Source organism: Paenibacillus sp. Cedars (assembly GCF_003184205.1).
In the GTDB taxonomy this organism is placed as follows: domain Bacteria; phylum Bacillota; class Bacilli; order Paenibacillales; family Paenibacillaceae; genus Paenibacillus_AQ; species Paenibacillus_AQ glucanolyticus.
Genome location: NZ_CP020866.1, coordinates 5,024,742 through 5,046,591, shown reverse-complemented (window position 1 = coordinate 5,046,591; position 21,850 = coordinate 5,024,742). Strand labels below are relative to the sequence as shown.

The window sequence follows — 21,850 nt, the reverse complement described above, 5'->3', positions numbered from 1 at the left end:
TACAACCTTGTAAGGTTTCTATTTGCATCGCAAGCCGGTGCTTCGGGAACCTGGTTTAAAGCATCTTAACCAGGATTTGAACCGGCACAAAGCCAATCCCTTACCTTCATATACGGGATCAGTGCGAGTTATGGCTGCCGGTACCTTCAAAAATAAGGCGTACCGTCGTTCCCTCATCCACCTTGGATTCGATCTCGAAGGCATGTCCGAGCTTATCGCATATTTGTTTGACCAGAAACAGCCCCATGCCCGTCGATTCCCGGAATCGGCGCCCGTTTTCTCCGGTAAAATAGGGATCGAACACCCGGGGCAGATCGCTTGGAGGGATGCCGATGCCCTCATCCCGGATCTCAAGCACAACCTTACCCTCCCGGGCATAACCATCAAAATACAAGCGCCCTTGTTCCTCCAGGGTATACCTGACTGCGTTAGTCAGCAGCTGAGTCAGCACGAAAGAGAGCCATTTCTCGTCCGTAGCGACCGTTAATCCGCTCTCCATCCGGATGGAGGGGTAAATTCGGCGCCGGATAAACAGCCGTTTTTGCTCTGAGGTGACACCTCGGACGATGCGTTGAAGCGGCAGGTTCTCGACATAGAAATCGTGCTCGAACGTATCGAGCCTGGCGGTATACAGCACCAGATCAAGCCCTTTTTTGAGTCGATCCAGCTCGTCGCCAATCGCTGCAAAACGGGGATCATCGTCATCCTGAAGAATCAGGTGAATGACCGATATCGGTGTTTTCATCTGATGGGCCCATTGGTTGATGAACTGAAGATGGCCCTCGATTTTGTGCTTGTAGTTATGCAGATCCGTTGTGTATTGCCGGAACTGGGTTCTAAGCAACTGATGAAGTGCTTCGGCGAGCGGAGTGTGGGAGGATTCTGCAGAGGATTCGCCGGTGAGAGATTCTCCCGGGAGAGGCTGCTCCAGTCGTTTATAGAAGGAACGGTTGGCAATATATCGGAAAATCAGGTAGCCGAGAAGCAGCAGCAGGCTGATGATGCCGGCGTACAGGCTGACCGTGATATTCCGGAAGCCGTCAAGTCTGTAGATCAGCGATACGACAAGAAGCTGTGCAATATAAACAATGATTAGGGGACGCTGCTCCTGCAGAAATAATCTCAAGCTTCATCCCTCCAGTTCGGAATCAGCCGGTAGCCGCGTCCCCGCACGGTTTGAAGGCCTTCCTCGATCCCGAGGTTGGCGAGTTTTTTGCGGACCCGGGTGATGTACACATTCAGCGTATTATCGTCTACAAAGGCCTGGTCATCCCATATTTTCTCCAGGAGCCTGTCGCGGCTGACCACCATCTCGGGTTTCTTCATTAACTCGTCCAATATTTTGGCCTCGGTATGGCTGATCTCCGTCTGTGTTTGCTCCAGTGAAAGGGAGAGGCGTTCAACGTCGAGCGTTAGTCCGGCGACACTCAGGATGCGCTCGTTCTGTCCGGCGGCATACGAGCCGTAGGCGCGGCGCAGCTGGCTCTTGATTTTGGCGATCGCAATTTCATAATCGAAAGGTTTGGTAATATAATCGTCCGCACCGTTCTCCAGTGCCATCACCTGCTCCATTTTGCCGTCGCGGGCGGAGATGAAGATGATCGGGCAGGTGGAGAGGCTGCGGAACTGGCGGCACCAGTAATAGCCGTCATATTTCGGCAGATTGATATCAAGAAGCACGAGGTGAGGGTCATACGATTCAAATTGCTCACGTACCGTTTCGAAGTCATGAACGGACTCCGTCATATAACCGAATTTATGAAGATGCTCTTTCAGCAGGCTGACCAGCCCGGCATCGTCCTCGACAATGAAAATTTTGAACATATCGTTAATAGTCCCTTCATCTGACATTCTACTACCGATTGTATTGTACCAAATTGTCGGGATATAAGGAAAAAACGCGTGAGTCAAGGCAGCGTACATAGGGGTGACTGGGTGGAGTTCATACCTCGTATAACCAATGCTTCACTGCAAAAAATATTTTGACGCTGGTGTCCTCACCTGATAAAATTCTTGATAATTCCAATCGAATAACTATGATAAATTTGCAAACGACCAGTCCACTGGAGATCATGAGCCCTATTCATGATCTCCTTTTGTTGTTTTATCCAGGTTTATCTACTGACAAAAGGGAGTGGGGAGATGATGGGTTGAACGCGATTGATGAGCTGAAACTGACGGCGGATGTCCTCGTGATCGGCGGCGGTCCCGCGGGACGCCCAGCGGCAGTCATGCATTTGATGAGGGAACAGCCTGGGGCACAATCGCCTCACAGGCAGCATTGCTCGGCCTGAACACCCGCGCCATTGGCGGTTATGACCGTGTGCTTGCCCGCGAAGCTTTGCAGATTCCGGCAGAATATGAGCTTCTCGCGGTCATTACGCTTGGTTATCCGGGAGACAATTCGGCACTTCCGGAGGCGCTGCAGGCGCGCGAGGTTCCTACAAGCCGCCGTTCCTTGAATGAGCTGGTGTTTGAAGCTGTGTTTTTAGGCTAGGGAATAATCCCCGGCCATTCGGCACGGAACTCAGAACCTAGGTTAACTGTACTGTCCACACTCAACGAGCCGCCGTGCGCGGCAATGATGGACTGGGTTATGGCGAGTCCAAGACCCGAACCGCCTTGCTGTCTGGTCCGGGATTCATCGATCCGGTAGAAACGTTCGAACAGATGGGGAAGATGCTCCTTCGGAATCCCGGTCCCGTTGTCGCGAACCAGCAGTACGGCATGATCCGCAGCCCTATCAAGCGTCACATGGATCTGCCCCCTGTCAGGATTCGTGTGCTGCACCGCATTAAGGAACAGATTGTAGATAACCTGCTTGATCTTGTCGGGATCGCATCGGCATAGAAGGGGGGCCGATTGAAAGAATACCTTCCGTCCTTGGGCAAGCATCTTCAGATGGGGCTCCATCTCATGCAGCAGCTGATCGAGCCGGGTTTCCTGAAGGTGCAGCTCAGGCTTGCGGTCAAGCTTGGCCAGCAGCAGCAGGTCCTCGACCAGTTTCTTCATGCGTTTGGATTCGCCGTGCATGCTGGATAACGCAGCATGCAGCTGCTGCGGGTTGTCGGCAGCGCCGCGGCCAAGCACCTCCAGAAACCCGTGAATCGAAGTGAGCGGCGTCCGCAGCTCATGGGAAGCATCCGCAATAAACCTCCGCATCTGCTCCTTGGCTTCACGTTCGGCTTGAAACGCATCCTCAAGCCTTTCCAGCATGCCGTTAAACGACTCGGCCAAGCGGTCGATCTCCTGCTGCCCTTGCATAACGGGAAAACGCTCGGCCAGATTTCCGGCATCGGTGCGTTCTACCGTCTCCACCATTCGGCTGAGCGGATTGAGCGTTCGGCGCAGTAAAGGCAGATATAACGCGATTCCACCCGCCATGGCAAGCAAGGCCAGAAGGGCAAAAATCATCAGCTGCCGCATAAGAACCGCGTGCAGCGGCTGCGTATCCATACCAAGCTGCAGCAGGCCGGAAGGGCTGTCAGGGCTGCCGTAAGGGCGAAAGACAACGATCTGCTCTGTGCCTTCGGCATTTTCAATCACTTCATATCGAATGGGCTGGCGCTCCTTGAGCTGGGCCAGGACTGCTGTATAATCCTCGGAGGGCAGCTGCGGGGCGGTGAGCCCGTTGTCGGCGGCCAAGTCCGAGTAGCTCCCATCGATATCAATCTTGGCAAGCGACATATTCGGCAGAAAGAACAGGGGTTTGTCTTGCTGGCGAGAGTTCTCCTGACCGGTGTCTTTATCCGGAAGTGCAGGCCGGTTACGAGGCTCGCGGTCAGGTTCCCAGAGCTCCTTGGGGAGCGAGCGGACCTGAAGAGCAAGCGCCTCGGCTTGATTACGGAACATGGCATTTTTCATCAATACATATTGCAGCGCACCGATCAGCACCAGCAGAAGCGCCAATACGATAAGGGAACGCGACAGCAGCTGCGTCCTTAGAGAACCAGGACCTGATGAGCGTATCCGGTCGCGGATTCTCATAACAAGTCCACCCGGTAACCGGCACCGCGAAGAGTGCGAATAACCCGGTGCTCCTTATCTCCAAGTTTCTCGCGCAGGGAACGGATATAGACCTCCACAATGTTATCCTCTCCGCCAAAATCATAATCCCACACAATATTCAAAATGTTGGATTTGCTCAGAACGCTGCCGTGTTTGGTCACAAGCAGCTTCAACAGCTTGTATTCCGTAGGTGACAGCTCCAGCGCCTCACCCTGGTATGCAATTTCCTTCTTGCGGTCATCAATGGTGAAGGAACCCAGCCGGATTTCACCCAGCAGGCTTGGAAATTGATTGCGCAGCCGTGCTTGGATTCTGGCAAGCAGCTCTTCAAAACTGAAAGGCTTAACCATATAATCATCCGCACCGATGGTTAGCCCCTTTACCCGGTCATCAATCTCATCCTTGGCCGTTAGCATAATCACCGCGACATCCTTGCCCTCTTCCTTCAAGCGTCTGCACACCTCCAGACCGTCCATCCCCGGCATCATCACATCCAGCACGACGACATGCGGCTCGAAGTTGCTTGCTACTATAACTGCTTGTTCTCCATCGGGGGCCGAGCGCACCTCAAAGCCTTCATTTCTTAATCCCAACTCCAAAAATTGCAGGATATGCGGCTCGTCATCGACAAGCAAAATGCGAATACGGTGAACAGATTCCATAACTCAAAACTCCTCTTATTTCGTTCCTTTAACTGTATCATACGTTCTCTAACTGAATGAAGTCTGAAAGCGAACTGAAAATAAACTGAAGGTGATTCGCAAATATGCATTCTCAATCAGGGAAAATAAGGATGTTGATATATATTCTGTTATCGTTAATACTATCTTAAAGCCGAGATATCAAGGTGAACACCTGTTCAAGGTCAATCATGGATGGGTGAAAGGAGGAGACTGGACATGATAGGAAATGTATATCCACCTGAGAATCAGAGCAAGGGCTCTCTCGACGGAGGAAGGATAACAGAGCTGAAGCCGATCGGTTTCTCTGGAGAAGGGTCGGCTGTGACCCGGGTGGGACCTCTTTTCTATTGGTCCTGGTTCCGCTCGCCTGTTGAAGGTTATATTGCACCCCATCCCCATCAAGGTTTTGAAATCGTGACGTATATGATGCAGGGTAAGGGTGTACACAAGGATTCACAGGGAATGCACAGCGAATTGGGGCCTGGAGGCCTGCAGTTGATGAGGGCCGGATCTGGACTTACGCATGAGGAACGTTTGACCGGACCTGATGCAGAAGGGCTCCAATTATGGTTCGAGCCGTATCTTAGGGATTCGTTGAAACAGAATCCGGCCTGTCGTCAGTATCGACCGGATTCATTTCCGGTAACCCGCATTCAGGGTGGACTGGTCAAAACGATGATTGGCGGTTCTGCGCCAACGGATCTATCCGTAGACGTGAGGATGCTGGATATCCAGATTCTGGCTGGGCATGAGGCCCAGTATGAATTGAAATCCGGCAGACGTGCTGCTGCGCTCGCAGTCAGGGGGGCCGGCAGTTTTAGCTCCGAAGAGGAGAAACTTCTATTTGAACATCGGGACTTTATGGTAATGGATACGAAGCAGGGGGAGACGATAAACCTTAAGGCGCAAGAGAATGTACGGGTCATTCTGATCGATGTACCGGAAAACCCTGGATATCCGCTCTATTCCAAGAGACCGTAAAGCGAAAAGTTTACAATATTGTAGTGGAATGAAATTTAATATGTACGATAAACTAGAGTCTGTCAGATGGGATACCGTCTGGACAGGCTCTTTTTTAGGTGTAAGAGAACCTGAATCAGGTGCCCCATGCACAAATGTAAGAAATACATTCGTATATTTAATAAGCAGATAGACCCAACAGAGCGATCCGGACGTTTATTCACCGGGCCCGTTGGGTTATTTTGGCGTTTTTTATTTCTATTATAATCTATATATACTAAATTAAAGTATAAAAAGAGACTAAAGTCCTACTCTTTACCAATAGTTGGCATGCGTTTTTGTGAGAATGGTAGCATGCGTCCCAAGACATAGCCTGTCTATAATGATTGCGGGATCACGAAAAATGACAATTTCGTCATCCCACAATCTAACGAGATGGGGGAGATACTTATTTTCTCGCAAAAAAGCTTTAAAAAATTGATGGCCGGAGCGCTTCTGTCAGCAGCAGTTCTTGGTTCTTACGGATATGGGTCTGTGAATGAAGTCTCTGCTGCCACTGCGCAGTCTGTAACAAAAGGTGTAGCAAGCTCGAATGTATATATGCGCAGTCAGCCTTCGACTTCCGGTAAAGTCGTTGATCGTGTCTATAAAGGAGACAGCGTTCAAATTCTGGGCAGCAGCTCCGGCTGGTATAAGATTAAAACTTCTAGTGGCAAGCAAGGGTACGCTTCATCTAAATTGATTACCCCAAGCAACGGCTCTTCTAACAATTCCGGAAACAATTCCGGCAGCAACTCTGGAAATAACTCGGGCAGCAACTCCGGCAATTCGGGAACAACTACCCCTTCTACCAATGCCAGCGTTGAAAAAGTTATCAGTGCAGGCATGAAGTATCTGGGCACGCCGTATGAATTCGGTTCTAACCGCAGTTCAACGAAAACTTTTGACTGCTCGGCCTTTGTCCGCCGCGCATTCATGGATGGGGCTAACATTACGCTGCCAAGTAATTCACGTACTCAAGGACAATATGTTAAAGATAAAGGAACAGCGGTTACAAACGTAAATCAACTGAAACGCGGAGATCTAGTATTCTTCATGAGTTATAAAGGATCATCAGCTTCGGCTTATGCGGGACTGGACAAGTCCAAGCAGAGAATTACGCATGTTGCTATCTATCTGGGAGACAACAAGCTGCTGCATACGTATTCGAAAGAATCCGGCGGCGTCCTGGTAGGCAGCTTCGGCGACTCTTGGAAAAACCGCTTCCTGTATGGCGGAAGTGTGCTGTAACAATGCCAATCCATTCATAGGGGGTTACCCCATACTTGGAATGAGATAGAGGGACTGCCCGGTTATGAGATCTGAAAGGATCCGTAACGGGCAGTCCTTTGTTGTTGAGATTTGCTTTTGGCTTTTGATTTCAGTAAGGTGGACATAGCGCAATGAACAGCATGAATGATGAGAACAGGAGGGACGATGATGAATGGTGGGCAGCGTTCCAACATCAGACCGGGACTTGAGGTTGATATTGTATTGAAGCAGGATCAAAGAACGGGGAAGCTAACCCGTGGAGTGGTTAAGGATATCCTGACCAATTCGCCGAACCATCCGCACGGCATCAAAGTACGTCTTCAAGACGGCCAGGTTGGACGGGTTAAGAACATTTACGAATCGTAGATTCGGTTTATTGATATGCACCAGTTGAGGAGCTGTTCCAAAACTTCGCAGATATGCGGACTTTTGGAAACGGCTTTTTTGCATATCTATGCAACTTTGTAACCACCCGAGCCGTCTGGAGGTTGAGGTGAAATCAAAGATGAGAAGATACCTTTGCTTGGGGTTTATATTGATGTTTATTCTTACAGGTTGCGCGGAGCAGGAGATGTCGGGGGCGGCTCAGTCTAATCTTTCATTGAATAAAGCGGACAGGGATAGTCATGCGGAGGTTCCCGATGGGGATTTTGTGTATCGCCTGGTTAGCGAGAAGGAGCATTACGAGCCAAATGAAAAAGTTCAAGTATACGGGGAGCTGGAATATGTGGGCGAAGAGGCTGAGATAACGATCGGCCATGCAGCCTCCGCTTTTTATTTTCCGATGAAGGAGCTCATCAGGGATTATAACATCAGCTATGCGATGAATGAACCGTATATTACGACCACGTTGAAAAAGGGAGAGCCCCTGCGCGAGTATTATAGCGGCGGTGGCGGATACAACGGCGGGGATGATAAACAGTTTAAAGCGTTTATTCATTCCCTGAGGAATGGTTTTCCTGAAGGAGAGTATGTGGTGTACGGATCTGCGGACTTTATGATTGATTCGAAGGCGCAGCGTGATTCGAACAGGGAAGAGCCGAAGAGGTACAAGATTCAAGCAGAGATCGAATTCAGCGTAAGCGATGAATCGAAGTAGAAACAAGAAGCAATGAACAAGGATGACGGAATTTCATAGAGAGAGATCTTACATGCGAGTCGCTGTCACATGGCAGAAACAGCAGAAGGGGTACCCAGATCATGGGTACCCCTTCTTGATGTTCTTATTGAAAGCCTTGCCCTTGGTGGATGTTAGGGAAACCCTGCTGCCCGAAGGAAGGCTGAATGTGCTGTGTTTGATTGTGAGCTTGCGCGGTATGCTCCACTTGTTTGACAAGCTGAGAGATTTGCTGGTACTGCTGCATGGCTTGTTGATGGCCCTGCAGAGCGGATTGGATCATTTGAGTTGCTTGACGTTCGCGTTGAGCAATTTCCTCCAGGCGGGCTGCATTCTGCTGTTCCTGCTGCAGCAGTTGTTGGTACATGGCTGAGCCCTGCTGCGTTTGCTGGGTCAACTGTTGAAGAATTTGCTCACACTGACGGATTTGCTGCGAAATTTGTGAGTTATTGTTGTTCATTTGATACATTGCTTGTATTCCTCCTAAGAATTGTTGGATTCAAACTCCTGGTTAGTGTATGGAAGAATACGCAAAAACATCCTGTTTATAAGGTGAGCTGGGCTTCCAATATGTGGACGAACTCCTCCAGGAATAGCTGGTCCTCCTGATCGAACCGGCTCTTCAGAGGGCTGTCGATATCGAGAACGCCATACAAGGCACCCTCTACGATAATAGGGACAACAATCTCGCTGTTCGAGGCAGCATCGCAGGCAATATGTCCGGGAAACTCGTGTACATCGTCTACAAGCAGCGTCGTTTGTTTAGCAGCAGCCGTGCCGCAAACTCCCCGATTCATCGGAATGCGAATGCATGCGGGCAGCCCCTGGAATGGGCCAAGCACCAGCTCTTTGCCATCATAGAGATAGAATCCGGCCCAATTTGTATCGGACAGAAACTGTTTGAGCAGAGCCGCTGCATTAGACAGATTGGCAATCGCGTTTGGCTCATCGTGTATAAGTGCTTTTAACTGATTCAGGACCTGGGCATATTGCTCGCTCCGGGTGCCTTCATAAGGTGTATTTTGAAACATGCTGATTTCCGCCTTCCATTATATCGTCGTGGTTCATTCACCATAGTATAAGTATAAGATATTCGTCAAGGGACGAGCATGGGGAGCTTGATCCGGCCAGACGGCTGATTCCCCGCCAGGGTGCAAGGGTAATGAATGACAAGACCAGGTATCAACTTAACAGGTGGAGGGAGAGAAAGTGAATGCGGGCAGACGTACAAAATTTGTTTATTGGGATTCATATGCTCTATCACGCACACGAGCGTGACCTTACGATAAGTGAGATGCAGCCTGAACTGGAGCGACAAGGATATAAGGTCGGCGATCGGGAGGTTAAGCATGAGCTCGAACGTTTGACGGAAGAGAATTTCCTGACTGCACACGGTGAGGGCTACAGCTTGACTGGTGCCGGAATCGAAGAGTTTAAGGAGATTCAGAGCAAGCTTAAGGATCTCTGCGGAGAAGTGCTCAAGCCGGTAAAATCGAAGAAGGAAGATTCCATGGCATAAACATGAATAATGATGAATAATGAGAAAGAAGCCCCCGACTAACACTAGGTGCTGTGCGTTAGAGCGGGGGCTCTTTATGCTGTCGGTTCAGTATCCATGCTTCAGCTGCAGCAAACCATTTATATCGTCTCAAGAGAACCGTCCAGCTCCAATTGAAACGGATGTAAGGGAGGAGTTTCCTCCGTCTGAGGTACTTGAGCGGCTTCCGGTTGATATGTCTTCACGGGTTGGCCTATATACTTGCGAAGGAAAGCATGTACACCTGCCCTGTATAACTCAGGGTCGATATGGTATGCGTTGGCATGAATGGCTCCTTCAATAAGGAGCAGCTGTTTCGGTTCCGGTTTAACCTTGAACATCTCGATGCTCATTCGGGTCGGTACGTAATGATCCTGGGTGCCATGGACAAACAAGACCGGAAGTGTGCTGTTCCGAACAGCGCGGATTGGACTGACCTGGTCGAGGCTGAATCCGGCCTTGCGCCGAATCCTTGCATTCACCCACGACAGAAATGGCACGGAAGGGATTTTATTAAGGCGGGTAAGCTGATGACGCATTAAATCTGTCAAATCGGAATACGGGCAATCGGCGATAACGAGTTTGACCTGCGGCTCGGCGATAGACAGATATTCCAGTACGGTTCCACCCCCCAGAGATTGGCCATGCAGCCCGATGGCCACGTCCTGCCCATACTGCTGAGTGATCCAGCGAACCCATGCCTGCACGTCGTGTTTCTCATAATAACCGTAGGTGGTATATCGTCCTTCACTTCGTCCATGCCGGCGCTGATCAATGAGGAGTACGTTGTAGCCCTCCTCCGTGAACAGATCAATGAATTGGGTGGAAACTGCTCGGGAGCCGGTATAACCGTGCACGAGGATCATCCAGTGCTTGGAACCGGGGTTGTTTTCTATGGCAGCTCCGCACAGCTTCAATCCGTCAAAGCTGGTGATAGCCACTTCACTCTTTCGAAGGGATTCATATCGCTCCCTGCTGTAAAGTCCGGCTTTTTCCAGCACCGTGAACAGTTTGAGATCATTCTTCACTCTCATCCGCGTAATCTGCAGATATCCGATTTGGGTAATGGCAGCGGCGACCATAACGACGGTTAACAGCAATACAATCGCGATATACATACTCAGATGACTTCCTCCTTCTTCCGTACTGTACAGGGGGCTGTGCAACACATATTGACGGAAGCCTCCCGAATCCATCAATATATAAACATCCAGCCACTAGGATGCTAATGGATGACCAGGAACGGATCGGATTTTTCGTTATACTCATTTATACACATAGATAGTATCACCGGAAACAGCGGATACAAGTCAGTTTTTTTGTAAGGGGGGACCTCAGATCCATGTACATTTGTGAAGGAAATATTCCTGAACTGGAAGGTAGGCAAATACGGCTGCGAAGGATGACAGCAGAAGATGCGGAAGCGATGTTCCGCTGTTGGTCGGATTCGGCCACCACGGCTTATCTGGATTTGCCGGTCATGCATTCAGCTGAGGATGCGAAGGCATTGATTCAATGGCTGTTTCGGCTTGCCGAGCAGGATGAAGCCATCCGCTGGGGAGTCGAAATCATCGAAACCGGGGAGCTGATTGGCAGCTGTGGATTTAATATTTGGCAGCTCAAGGGTGCGTTTCGGGCTGAATTCGGCTGCGAGCTGACCCGTTCTTATTGGGGGCAAGGCTTCATGTCGGAAGCGGCGAAACTGGCAGCTGACTTCGGATATTCATCCATGGGGCTAAACCGGATCGAAGCCTTTGTGGATCCCCGAAACGAGCGGGCATGCCGTTGGTTTGCAAAGATCGGTTATATGCGCGAGGGCGTGCTGCGGGAGTACCGGCATACGTCCAGCGGTTATGTGGATGCAGCAGTGTTTTCACTGCTTAGGCAAGATTGGCTTAAGGCAAGGGAAAGGCAGGAGTGGTGACGTGTTGATTCAATATGAGAAGGGCAGCTCGCTTCTTCATCGATATGATCCTTTAAGCAAGCTCGTGATATTGTTCTGTACAGCCGTGATTGCGATGCTGCTTGACCAGGCCTGGCAGCAGGCGGTTTTTCTGCTTCTCTGTATCGGACAAGCCCGATATGCTGGACATATGTCAGGAAGGCAGCTGCTGGGAGGCATTCGGCTGATTGCCATCGTTGCGGTGCCTTATTTTATTCTGACCAGTCTGACCGTTCAAGGGGAGACCGTGTGGCTGCAATGGGGATCGGTATCGGTGACCATAGAAGCGCTGAATGCTGCAGGGGCCATGACCCTGAGAATGTTTACGCTGTTCCTGACCTCCATGGCGTACATCATTACAACAGACCCCAGGGAGCTGGTGGCGGAGTTGACCCGGCGTCTTCGGGTCCCTTATCGGTTTGCATTCGGCATATCGGCTGCCCTCACGTTCATTCCGCTGTTGGAGGAAGAGGGAAACCATATTCTGGCTGCCCAGCAGGTTAGGGGACATCGTCCGCCGAAGGGATTAGGAAGCCGCATAAGTTATGGATTAAAGTTTGTATCGGCAGTCTTGCTCAATGCGCTGCGACGTGTGCAGCAAACAGCGGGAGCCATGGAATCCAAGGGGTTTGGGGCGTATCCGGACCGAACGTACCGAACGGAGGTTAACATACCTTCATGGGCGGCCGTATCGGCTGTGATTTATGTGCTTGCAACGGTGTGGCTGTGGTGGATTGTTTAAATTGTTAACCGGATATATCAAAAACCGAGTTGACGATAAGGGCAGAAGGATGCAAAATATGATAATGAAGCATTCGAACGCAAGTACAGTCATTCATGACTGGAATTAAGGAGGACTCCACTTGAATTCATCATCATTTCAGAAAAAATGGTTTGCTTTTACTACCCAGGAAATTATCCTGATGGCGATGCTTGCCGCTGTTAATGCCGTTCTTACGATATACATAGGGCCGGTCAACAAGCTGTTGAACAGTCTTGGAGGACCCATTGCAACTTCGACTACAACCGGAATCTATATGATCTATGGTCTCTTGGCTTATTACATCATTCGCAAACCGGGAACAGCGGTTGTCACCTTTGCCATTGGCGGCACGATACAGGCTCTGACGGGAACGGTGTACGGCATTCCTTCCTGTTTCGTGGCTGCTGCTTGTTATATGATTGTGGCAGAGACGATATTTGCGATCTTCCGTTATCAAAAATGGAGCGCGGGCGTCCTCATGCTGGTTGGCGGAGCCATGGTTCCGCTGTGGTTCCTGTTCGCAGCCAATATGTTCGGGTATACATCCTGGCCGCTTGAAGTGCTTGGGATCGCGCTCGTTGTGCGGATTCTCAGCGGTGTGTTGCTCTGTGGTTTGGTAACCAAAGTTTTGGGAGAGGCTTTAGTGAAGACGGGGCTGCTTCGCCGGTTTGCCGCCTCAACGAAGGGATAAACGGATGTCAGGAACAACGATAACATGCCGGAAACTGGGTTTTCTTTATGATGGAGAAGAACAGCCGGTTATACAAAATATCAATCTGGAGATAGCGCGCAACCAACGGGTGGCGATCATCGGAGCAAGCGGCAGCGGCAAATCTACGCTGTGCCAGCTGCTGTGCGGTCTCCTTCCGCGCAGCGGCGGGGGCACGAGAGAAGGGGAGGTGCTGCTCGATGGCATCGATCCCGCAGCGGCGCCGATTGCTAGCATAGCGGAGGCGGTTGGGGTGTTGTTTCAGGACCCGGATGCGCAGCTTGTGCAGGGCATCGTAGAGGACGAAGCGGCCTTCGGTCCTGAAAACATGCGGGTATCACCGGCGGAGATTGAGGAGCGGGTGGCACAGTCCCTTGCCGCGGTCGGGCTGCTTGACCGCCGGCTGGACCCGGTGCGCCGCCTGTCCGGCGGACAGCGGCAGCGCACGGCCATTGCCGCGGTGCTGGCGCTGCGGCCGCGGCTCTACGTCTTCGACGACGCCTGCGCGAGCCTGGACGCCGCGGCGCAGGCGAACTTCCTGCAGCTGTGCTTCACGCTGCAGACGGAGGGCCGGACGCTCATTACCGCGTCCGGCCGCTTTGACGATGCCGCGCGCGCAGCGCAGCGCGTCATCGTCCTGGACGGCGGGACCGTCGTGCTCGACGGGCCGCCGGAGGAGCTGCTGCGCTGCTGCGGGGAGCAGCTGGCGCAGCTAGGCTTGCTGCCTCGTCCTCCAGGCGAGGCAGCGGGTGCCGCCGCCGGGGACAAACCTGTCCCGGCGGCAACTCCCCCGCATTCGGCTGAACGCCATGCGGGCAAGCCGATCGCCGCAGGTTCCGTTCCTGCCGCGGCACCCCATGCAGAAGGCGCGAGGGAGTCTGCCGCCTCCCCATTGCTTGAGGTCGATTCGCTAACATTTGCCTATCCCGGGGGCCGGGAAGCGCTGCACGGCATCCATGCCAAGATATACCCCGGCGACTGGGTGCTGCTGACCGGTGAGAACGGGTCGGGCAAAACAACCCTCAGCCGCCTGATCATGGGACTGCTGCCAGCTCCAGCAGGCAGTATACGTTGGCAGGGGGAAGATATCAAGGGCATGGCCGTGTACCGCAGGGCCGAGCAGATCGGTTACGTGTTCCAGCAGCCCGAATATATGTTTACTGCCCCCAACGTATGGGAGGAACTGATATACAGCCTTCATGGAGGGGTACCCGTGAAGAAACGACGGGAGTTGTCGGCTGCCGAGCAAGAGCGGGCCAGGTTCCTGTTGGAGAAGGCTGGGCTGACGGACCGGCTTCACATGTCCCCTTATCTGCTCAGTCAGGGAGAGAAGCGTCTTCTGAGTGTGATCAGCCAATTGATGCTTCCGCGGGCTTTGTATATATTAGATGAACCAACCTCGGGGATGGACTATGCCGCCATCGACCGGGTGATTGGCCTTTGCCAGCATATGTTGGAAGAAGGATCGGCCATACTCATGATTACTCACGATCCCGAGCTCATAAAGGAACATGCCACATCGTTCATTCATCTATAGGAACGGTAAAATGTGACTGTGCATACTACGAGGTAACCTTTATAATAGAAATATTACATGATGTGGAAGCGCTCCTGATATCAGGTAGGCGCTTTTTATGCTATGAGCCCCGATTTTGGCATATATCTTGCAAGATATCCAATAAAATGCCTGCTTCGGCAGGGGCTGTCTAAAGTAAAGGGGAGTAAGGAACGTGAACGTACTGAAACAGGATAAACGCAGTTACATATTGGTCGGGATTCTGTTATCCACCTTTATGGCTGCGATTGAAGGCACGGTTGTCGGACCGGCTGGTCCAGCCATTATTAGCAGCTTCGGCAGTGTGAGCCTGATGAGCTGGATATTTACGGCCTATCTGTTAACGATGGCTGTGACAACGCCGATCTTCGGCAAAATTAGTGATTTATACGGACGCAAGCCTGTATTTCTATACGGCTCGCTAATCTTTCTGGCAGGTTCGCTGCTGTGCGGTCTGTCCCAGAACATGACGCAGCTTATTATTTTTAGAGCGATCCAAGGGATCGGGGCGGGCGCCGTCATTCCGGTGACCTTCACGATTGTCGGGGATATTTACAATCTGGAGGAGCGTGGAAAAATTCAGGGGATGATCAGCTCCGTATGGGGAATATCCTCCTTGATTGGTCCGCTGCTTGGCGGGTATTTTGTCGATTACCTGTCCTGGCACTGGATCTTTGTCTTTAATGTACCGTTTGCGCTGTTATCGATATGGCTGATTTTCCGTTATTTCAAAGAGGAACGGACCACCCGCGAGGTGTCGATTGATTACGGGGGAGCAGCTCTGTTTACCGTGGGGATGACGGCGCTGTTATTTGCGCTCGCGGTAGGTGGCGGAGAGACCTATTCCTGGACTTCTCCATTTATGCTCAGTCTGATCATCGGCTCCGTGGTGCTGCTGCTTGCATTCCTGGTGGTGGAGAGCAAGGTGAAGGAACCGATGCTGCCGCTCCATCTGTTTAAGATCAGGGATATTACGGTATCGACGGTGGCCAACATTCTGGTCAGTGCGCTTATCATCGGGTTGACCACGTATTTGCCGCTGTGGATTCAAGGCGTTCGAGGCGGCAATGCAACCTTGTCGGGCCTGACGCTGGCACCGATGTCGATCGGATGGCTCATCGGTTCGATTATCAGCGGCCGTTTGATCGTTAAATCCGGCTCCCGGAAAACGGCGATTATCGGCGTCGTATTCCTGATGATCGGAGCGGTGGGATTGGCTTATATGCATAAGGATACGGCGCTGGGCGTGCTGCTGGTCTTTACTTTCATTTATGGCGTCGGCTTCGGATACATCTCGACTTTGTTCCAGATCATTGCACAATCCTCGGTGGGTTATCAGGTTCGGGGAGCGTCCACGGCGCTGAACTCCTTCATTCGGACGTTCGGTCAGACCGTGGGTGTAGCGGTGTTTGGATTATGGGTCAACGCGGGAATTGCGGGCAGACTTGCGGCGGAGCCGGATGCTGCAGGCATTACCAGCGACGACATTAACAAATTGCTCTCTCCGCATGGAATCGCTGAACTGCCTGAAGGGTCAGGCGGTCTGCTGAGCGGAATACTGGAGGGCAGTCTGAATTCGCTGTTTGTGGTGATGGCCATAATGGCCGTGATCTGTTTGTTTATCGTGACCGCCTTCCGCAATGCTCCTCCTGAGCCGGAGGAGGGGAGAGCGCAGCCTTCCGTGAAATCTTAAGCATTCATTTTATTAACTCATGATATAGAAGAGTAACAGGACCCCTGCCTTTTGGACGCAGGGGTCCCTTGTTTTGTATTGTACATCGTACGCACTTCGCCTTGTGCGCACGATGCGTGGTTCGGGGCATGCTTGGATGGCTGTCGACCATCAAAAGCTGCGCTTTTTCAACACTAGTCTCTCTTCATGACCAAACCCTTCGAAAGTGCCCGAAATATTGCATTAATACCCTATTCGGCCCTGACGGAACTCCGATATAATAAACATATTTCATTATAATAGGAACTCCTCATACTACATAAACCAAGGGGCTGCTGCAGCATGTCCAGATTTAATCTGTTCCGAAAAATCATTCTGTTTATCTTCCTGATGTTAATCCCGATTGTCGGTCTTTATTTTTATTCCAATCAAACCACTACGAATGTGCTTAGCGATGAGCTCAGCCAATCGAATACCAACCAGCTTGTCTTCTTTCAGAATCAGGTGAATACCAACATCGATATTCTGGCATCATGGCCGAATTTACTGCTGCATGACCCGGACATCTCCAGCTTTCGGGATATTTATCTGCAGGACAAGTATTTGAATCTGGACGCGATCAATCTGGTGAAGCAGATCCAGACGAAGCTGAGCATACAGGAGAGTTCATCAAACTGGCGAAGCCATCTGGCCATCTATTCCCCGTCTCTCGGGCGGGTGGTCACAGAGAGTGATGCCGGATTCTACTCGCCGGAGGAGCTAGCGCAGGACGTGAAGCCGGGCTGGCAGGTGACTCCTTATCAGGAGGGGACCGATCAGCGGTTTCTGTTTGTGTGGTATTCGGTGGCACCCTATTCCACTCAGCAGCATACAGGGAAGTCAAATACCATCATCAAGGTTGAATTCGATAGCACCAACATCCAGGATATGTTGGACCGCTTCAAGAGTGACGGAAGGAGCGATCCGTTCTACTATAAACCGGCTTCGGGCGTGATTTATAACCGAACCGCGGATCAAGAGCTGATCCATCAGATGATTGCGGAGCTTGGCAGCGAGCCGCTCCAGGATGTAGAGAACCGCGTGAAGGAAGTAGACGGCAAAACCTACTCGGTCAGCATCGTATTGTCGGAAACGACCGGCTGGTATTTGATTGATTATATCCCGCTATCGGACATCATGAAGCCTATCCTTACGTCAAACAGGCTCTTTTATATCTCGATCAGCGCGTTGCTTCTGATGAGCTGCCTCGCTGCGTATTTGCTGTACTCTCAGGTTCAGGTACCGATCAAGCAGCTGGTATATGTGTTTCGCAGGTTGCAAGCCGGTGATTACGGGGTAAGGGTGAAAGTTTCGGGCAGAAACGAATTCAGTTTTCTGGCTGCAAGGTTCAACTCGATGGTGGAGCAGATCCAGGAGCTGTTTGAGCATGTATATATGGAGAAAATCCACGTCAGGGAAGCGAAGCTGAAGCAGCTGCAGTCGCAGATCAATCCTCATTTCTTCTATAACTGCTTCTCATTTATTACCAGCATGGCCAAACTTCAGAAATACGAAGCCGTGGTGGCGATGTCGCATAATCTGTCCCGGTATTTCCGCTATACCACGCGTCAGGAGAGGGAGCTCGTCCCCTTGTCGGATGAGCTGGAATTTGTTACTCATTATCTGGAGATTCAGCAGATGCGGATGAAGCGGCTCCGTTATTATGTCGCTTTGACTGAGGGAGCGGGCCGCTCTGAAATTCCGCCGCTGGTCATTCAGCCGTTAGTGGAGAATGCCGTGCTGCATGGCATTGAACCCCATTCTGGCGAAGGCGAAATCGGGATAACCTTTCAGAGTATGGACGGTATGGCTTGCATTCTGGTCGATGATAACGGGATCGGGATGAATGGACAGAAGCTGTCCGACATCGAGGAGCGGTTAAACAAGCCGATGGATCAAGAAATGGGCTGCGGCGTCTGGAATGTTCACCAGCGGATGCGGCTGCGTTACGGAGAGAATGCCGGATTGCGATTCATGGCATCTCCTCAAGGCGGCGTACGGGCCATTCTCTATTGGCCAATACCGCAATTACATGGCAGTATAAGCCAGGGCAGGGGGCATGAAAATGATGAATCTCTTATTGGTTGATGACGAGAGTTACGTTACGGAGAGTTTATTTCAGACGATTCCATGGCGTGAGCTGAATATACGACAAGTCTATCAGGCTTCATCTGCCCTGGAGGCGATTGATCTGCTGGAGGAGCAGGACATTGATGTGGTCGTTACCGATATTCGTATGCCGGTCATGACCGGCTTGGAGCTGATAGAGACCATTGCCGGGAGGTGGACTCATATCCGCTGTATTTTATTGACGGGATACTCCGATTTTGAATATGCGAAGCAGGCGATTCGGCTGAACGCATCGGACTATATTTTAAAACCGGTGGACGATGGCGAATTCATGCGAAGTGTGCAATCAGCGCTGGAGTCGATCCGGGAGGAGCGGAAGGAGCTTGGAGAATACCAACAGCTTAGGTACAGTCGTAAATCGGATATCGGGATTCTGAGAACCAGTCTGATGCATGATCTCTTGCTGGGACACGAGATGCCGCGGCATGTGATTGACCACAAGCTTCGTGAATATGAAATCCCTCTTGGAACCGATCAGAGGACCATCATGCTGCTGATCCAGCTTGGTCCGAAGTTCACCGGCATGGACGATCATTCGATCAGTCTGATGGAATATGCCATCGGGAACATCGCCGAAGAGGTGTTTGCGGAGCTGTTTCGCGTGTGGCCGAGCAAGACCCCGCACAGCGGGATGATTCTGCTGGCACAATTAAAGACAGAACTCCTATCAGAAGGGACGGATGGGCCTGCTGCTTCCGATGTGATGAAGCGGTATGTGACCCAGTTTCAGCAAGATGTAGGAAGTTATTTGAAAGGCGGCATTTCTGTTCTCGTATCGGCAAGCTTTGATTTTCCGAGCGAGCTGGCAGGCGTTTATCGGACAGGGCTAAGCTCACTTTATATAGGAGGGAGCGGGGACCATGAAGCGATTCGTTTCGCTGCTGACAACGACGGAAGTCGGCGCGACTCGGCCTCCCATGCCACCCATTCCTTCATGAAGCCGCCCAGTCTGCTCCATCTTCTGGAGACGAGACAGTGGGACTCCGCTCGGGAGAAAATAGAACAGCTCTTCGTGGAACTTGAAACCGCCTTCATCGGACAGAGCGCGTTGTACGAGATTTTTTTGTCAGTTACGAATGCCTATATGTACATGGCCCACAAGCAGGGATATTATATCCACCAGCTGGACCAGGCAGGCTGGGACCCGCTCTATATTCAGCAGGTTGTTCAGTCGGCTGCCAAGCTGCGGTCCTGGTCGCTTGATATGCTGAATAAACTTCAGGCTATTTCCTCCGAACAGGAGACAACGAGCAAAAGCCATATTATCAAACAGGTGCAGGAGATGGTGACTACCGATTGTGGTCATGATCTGTCCGTCAAAACGATTGCGGACCGGGTATACCTGCATCCGGTGTATTTATCCAAAATTTATAAAAGCGAGACCGGTGAGGGCCTCGGTGACTATATCATTCGGAAAAGGATGGAGCGGGCAGTATACCTGCTGAAGCATACAAACAAGAAGATTTACGAAATTACCGCAGAGCTGGGTTATCAGAATCCGCAATATTTCAGTAAAATGTTCCGCAAGCATTACGGGATGACCCCGAACGAATACAGGGATCAAGGATGTTGCTAAAGGTGCAGAAATGTTCGATTCGTGACATAGGATGCTTATGCGCTCCCCTCTATAATTAAACATGTAATCCATAAGGTGGTAGAAGGGGGATTTAGATATGAGTGATAGAAGGAAGAATTGGCTGCTGCCAACCCTGGCCGCGTCTATCTTGCTTGCCGGAACGCTGGCTGGATGCTCGGGCGGTGGCAGTGAGCCGAAATCGGAAGCAGCACAGCCTGCCGAACCCAAAACTGAAAACGTCTACAAAGACAAATATGATCCTGAAGTTACGATTACGACGGTATGGGGCGTCGATCCGACGCTGCAATTCAAGAATGGGGAAACCATTGAGAACAACGTGGCCACGAAGTGGGCCAAAGAGAAGTTTGGCATTAACATCAAATCGCTGTGGTCCATTACGGACACCAATGGCGCTTTTGCAACCAAGCTGCGTCTGGCGATGTCTTCCGGACAGGAAATGCCGGATATTGTAACGCTCGGAACGGAGAATCAGCAGCTGGCTCAGGATTTAATCGATTCCGGTATGTTTGCTGAGGTGGGGACATGGTTTGACCAGTATGCATCGGACAATTGGAAGAGCGCGATGAGTCTGGATTCCAACGTGTGGAATCAATACAGCCGGGACGGAAAACGCATGGGTATCCCGGTGCTGGACTTTGCCTATAATCATGACTACGTGTTATGGATCCGGCAGGATTGGCTGGACAAGCTGGGCATGGGTGCACCGAAGACGATGGATGAGCTTGAGAAGGTGATGGATGCCTTCAAGAACCAGAATCCGTCGGGGCTTGCCCCGGATAAAGTCACACCGCTCAGCATTGGCTTTAAGACGTCCATGAACACTTGGATGGGAGATCCGTCCTGGATATTCGGCGCTTACGGAACGCTGCCGCAGCAGTGGAACGTGGCCGAGGACGGCAGTTTGGAGTACGGCTCGGTCAACGCAAGCATGAAGCAAGGCTTGAGCAAGCTGAACGAGTGGATGAATAAAGGGTATATTCCGAAGGAAGCCGCGCTGTGGGATGAGAACAAGACAGCGGAGCCGGCAGTAGCCGGAACCGCCGGGATTATTCCGGGGCCTTATTGGATGAGCGGCTGGCCGCTGCTGGATACGGTGAAAAATGCGCCGGAGGCCGTCTGGAAGCCGGTGCAGATTCCGACGGGGCCGGACGGTACGGCGATGCGTCATGGAACACAGTATACGAATGGCGTTACGCTGATCCATAAAGACATGGAGCATCCGGAAGCGTTCTTTACGTATCAGAACTATCTGTTTGATAACTTTGCCGTGTCCAAGGAAGGTGGCGAATTTGCCAATGGTCTGTTCGAGGGTTATGATTTTGAACTTGATGCAAACGGCGAAATGGTGCCGAATGATGAAATCCAAGGCGGTTACGTCAACGTTGTCCGCTACTTGCTGGTCCGTGACGGAGCCCGGATTCCCGATGAGCAGATGAAGGCGCTTCTGAAGCTGGCAAAAGGCGGGAAGCCGGAGAGCCGACTGGAGAAGGATGTAGCGGTAAACTACGGCAAGGATACTCCAGCCGCCGCTGAGGTGCTGCTATCCCAAGAGGAGATCTCCAAGAAAGACATGTTTACGGGACCCGTCACGGCAACGATGAAGTCGAAATGGGATTACCTGACAAAGATCGAGAACCAGACGCTGAACGAAATTATTTACGGCAAGCAGCCTGTTGAATCGTTTGATCAATTCGTGGAGACGTGGAAAGCCGGGGGCGGTGAACAGATTACGAAAGAGGTTAACGACTGGTATCAAAGCGTGAAATAGTTTATATCTGATCTGTATGAAGGGCGGCCTGCCAAGGCCGTCCTTTTTTCAATGAGGGA

At 51.4% G+C, this 21,850-nt stretch carries 22 protein-coding genes; 15 read left to right on the top strand and 7 right to left on the bottom strand.

The genetic code is table 11. The features are described from left to right. Positions 1 to 118: 118 nt before the first annotated feature. Positions 119 to 1,126, bottom strand: coding sequence for a sensor histidine kinase (locus B9D94_RS24790; RefSeq protein WP_148248222.1), 1,008 nt, complete (start codon positions 1,124 to 1,126; stop codon positions 119 to 121). Next, positions 1,123 to 1,824, bottom strand: a complete 702-nt coding sequence (locus B9D94_RS24785) for a response regulator transcription factor (protein WP_006208153.1) — start codon at positions 1,822 to 1,824, stop codon at positions 1,123 to 1,125. The genes B9D94_RS24790 and B9D94_RS24785 overlap by 4 nt, the downstream gene beginning before the upstream one ends. A 326-nt stretch (positions 1,825 to 2,150) precedes the next feature. On the opposite strand from B9D94_RS24785, the gene B9D94_RS31665 reads away from it, so the two are divergent. Further along, a complete protein-coding gene (locus B9D94_RS31665) occupies positions 2,151 to 2,294 on the top strand; it encodes a hypothetical protein (protein ID WP_234972781.1) in 144 nt (47 codons plus the stop codon). Continuing rightward, positions 2,282 to 2,497, top strand: coding sequence for a nitroreductase family protein (locus B9D94_RS24775; protein ID WP_253806038.1), 216 nt, complete (start codon positions 2,282 to 2,284; stop codon positions 2,495 to 2,497). Before B9D94_RS31665 ends, B9D94_RS24775 begins: the two co-directional genes overlap by 13 nt. Here B9D94_RS24775 and B9D94_RS24770 read toward each other — a convergent pair. Together B9D94_RS24770 and B9D94_RS24765 are read right to left on the bottom strand one after the other, a co-directional pair. Continuing rightward, the gene (locus tag B9D94_RS24770; RefSeq protein WP_148248217.1) at positions 2,494 to 3,987 is read right to left on the bottom strand and encodes a sensor histidine kinase; all 1,494 of its coding nucleotides are present in this window, start codon (positions 3,985 to 3,987) and stop codon (positions 2,494 to 2,496) included. The genes B9D94_RS24775 and B9D94_RS24770 overlap by 4 nt on opposite strands. Then, on the bottom strand, positions 3,984 to 4,670 hold the full coding sequence (locus B9D94_RS24765; RefSeq protein ID WP_006208158.1) for a response regulator transcription factor: 687 nt from the start codon (positions 4,668 to 4,670) through the stop codon (positions 3,984 to 3,986). Before B9D94_RS24765 ends, B9D94_RS24770 begins: the two co-directional genes overlap by 4 nt. Before the next feature lie 237 nt (positions 4,671 to 4,907). Between B9D94_RS24765 and B9D94_RS24760 the strand changes: the two genes are divergently transcribed. The 4 genes from B9D94_RS24760 to B9D94_RS24745 all read left to right on the top strand — a co-directional run bounded on the left by B9D94_RS24760 (position 4,908) and on the right by B9D94_RS24745 (position 8,061). Then, positions 4,908 to 5,672 (top strand): pirin family protein, encoded by a 765-nt coding sequence (locus B9D94_RS24760; RefSeq protein WP_006208159.1) that lies wholly within the window; start codon positions 4,908 to 4,910, stop codon positions 5,670 to 5,672. A 513-nt stretch (positions 5,673 to 6,185) separates the two neighbouring features. Next, positions 6,186 to 6,941, top strand: coding sequence for a C40 family peptidase (locus B9D94_RS24755; RefSeq protein ID WP_235187332.1), 756 nt, complete (start codon positions 6,186 to 6,188; stop codon positions 6,939 to 6,941). 189 nt (positions 6,942 to 7,130) lie between these two features. Then, positions 7,131 to 7,328, top strand: a complete 198-nt coding sequence (locus B9D94_RS24750; RefSeq protein ID WP_006208161.1) for a YwbE family protein — start codon at positions 7,131 to 7,133, stop codon at positions 7,326 to 7,328. A 172-nt stretch (positions 7,329 to 7,500) separates the two neighbouring features. Beyond that, positions 7,501 to 8,061, top strand: a complete 561-nt coding sequence (locus B9D94_RS24745; protein WP_040680246.1) for a hypothetical protein — start codon at positions 7,501 to 7,503, stop codon at positions 8,059 to 8,061. A 124-nt stretch (positions 8,062 to 8,185) separates the two neighbouring features. On the opposite strand, the gene B9D94_RS24740 is transcribed toward B9D94_RS24745, so the two are convergent. Continuing rightward, positions 8,186 to 8,548 (bottom strand): hypothetical protein, encoded by a 363-nt coding sequence (locus B9D94_RS24740; protein WP_006208163.1) that lies wholly within the window; start codon positions 8,546 to 8,548, stop codon positions 8,186 to 8,188. A 76-nt stretch (positions 8,549 to 8,624) separates the two neighbouring features. Continuing rightward, the gene (locus B9D94_RS24735; RefSeq protein WP_006208164.1) at positions 8,625 to 9,110 is read right to left on the bottom strand and encodes a GAF domain-containing protein; all 486 of its coding nucleotides are present in this window, start codon (positions 9,108 to 9,110) and stop codon (positions 8,625 to 8,627) included. A 182-nt stretch (positions 9,111 to 9,292) separates the two neighbouring features. Between B9D94_RS24735 and B9D94_RS24730 the strand changes: the two genes are divergently transcribed. Then, positions 9,293 to 9,598 carry a hypothetical protein gene (locus tag B9D94_RS24730; RefSeq protein ID WP_006208165.1) on the top strand — a complete coding sequence of 102 codons (306 nt, stop codon included), beginning with the start codon at positions 9,293 to 9,295 and terminating at the stop codon, positions 9,596 to 9,598. Between the two features lie 119 nt (positions 9,599 to 9,717). Here B9D94_RS24730 and B9D94_RS24725 read toward each other — a convergent pair whose 3' ends face one another. After that, the gene (locus tag B9D94_RS24725) at positions 9,718 to 10,734 is read right to left on the bottom strand and encodes an alpha/beta hydrolase (protein ID WP_006208166.1); all 1,017 of its coding nucleotides are present in this window, start codon (positions 10,732 to 10,734) and stop codon (positions 9,718 to 9,720) included. Positions 10,735 to 10,958: 224 nt separating this feature from the next. Here B9D94_RS24725 and B9D94_RS24720 point away from each other — a divergent pair, with 224 nt between their 5' ends. From B9D94_RS24720 to B9D94_RS24685, 8 genes are all read left to right on the top strand, one after another. Continuing rightward, the gene (locus B9D94_RS24720; protein WP_036638719.1) at positions 10,959 to 11,540 is read left to right on the top strand and encodes a GNAT family N-acetyltransferase; all 582 of its coding nucleotides are present in this window, start codon (positions 10,959 to 10,961) and stop codon (positions 11,538 to 11,540) included. Between the two features lies 1 nt (position 11,541). Next, positions 11,542 to 12,300, top strand: a complete 759-nt coding sequence (locus B9D94_RS24715) for an energy-coupling factor transporter transmembrane component T family protein (protein ID WP_036638720.1) — start codon at positions 11,542 to 11,544, stop codon at positions 12,298 to 12,300. 121 nt (positions 12,301 to 12,421) lie between these two features. Further along, the gene (locus tag B9D94_RS24710; RefSeq protein ID WP_006208169.1) at positions 12,422 to 13,012 is read left to right on the top strand and encodes an ECF transporter S component; all 591 of its coding nucleotides are present in this window, start codon (positions 12,422 to 12,424) and stop codon (positions 13,010 to 13,012) included. A gap of 4 nt (positions 13,013 to 13,016) precedes the next feature. After that, positions 13,017 to 14,567 carry an ABC transporter ATP-binding protein gene (locus B9D94_RS24705; RefSeq protein ID WP_148248215.1) on the top strand — a complete coding sequence of 517 codons (1,551 nt, stop codon included), beginning with the start codon at positions 13,017 to 13,019 and terminating at the stop codon, positions 14,565 to 14,567. Between the two features lie 193 nt (positions 14,568 to 14,760). After that, a complete protein-coding gene (locus B9D94_RS24700) occupies positions 14,761 to 16,278 on the top strand; it encodes an MDR family MFS transporter (RefSeq protein ID WP_148248213.1) in 1,518 nt (505 codons plus the stop codon). A 321-nt stretch (positions 16,279 to 16,599) separates the two neighbouring features. Beyond that, positions 16,600 to 18,384 carry a sensor histidine kinase gene (locus tag B9D94_RS24695; protein ID WP_148248211.1) on the top strand — a complete coding sequence of 595 codons (1,785 nt, stop codon included), beginning with the start codon at positions 16,600 to 16,602 and terminating at the stop codon, positions 18,382 to 18,384. Then, positions 18,362 to 20,002 (top strand): response regulator, encoded by a 1,641-nt coding sequence (locus B9D94_RS24690; protein WP_172963995.1) that lies wholly within the window; start codon positions 18,362 to 18,364, stop codon positions 20,000 to 20,002. The genes B9D94_RS24695 and B9D94_RS24690 overlap by 23 nt, the downstream gene beginning before the upstream one ends. Positions 20,003 to 20,099: 97 nt before the next feature. Beyond that, complete coding sequence (locus B9D94_RS24685; protein WP_006208174.1) at positions 20,100 to 21,791, top strand: type 2 periplasmic-binding domain-containing protein; 1,692 nt, start codon at positions 20,100 to 20,102, stop codon at positions 21,789 to 21,791. Positions 21,792 to 21,850 lie beyond the last annotated feature (59 nt).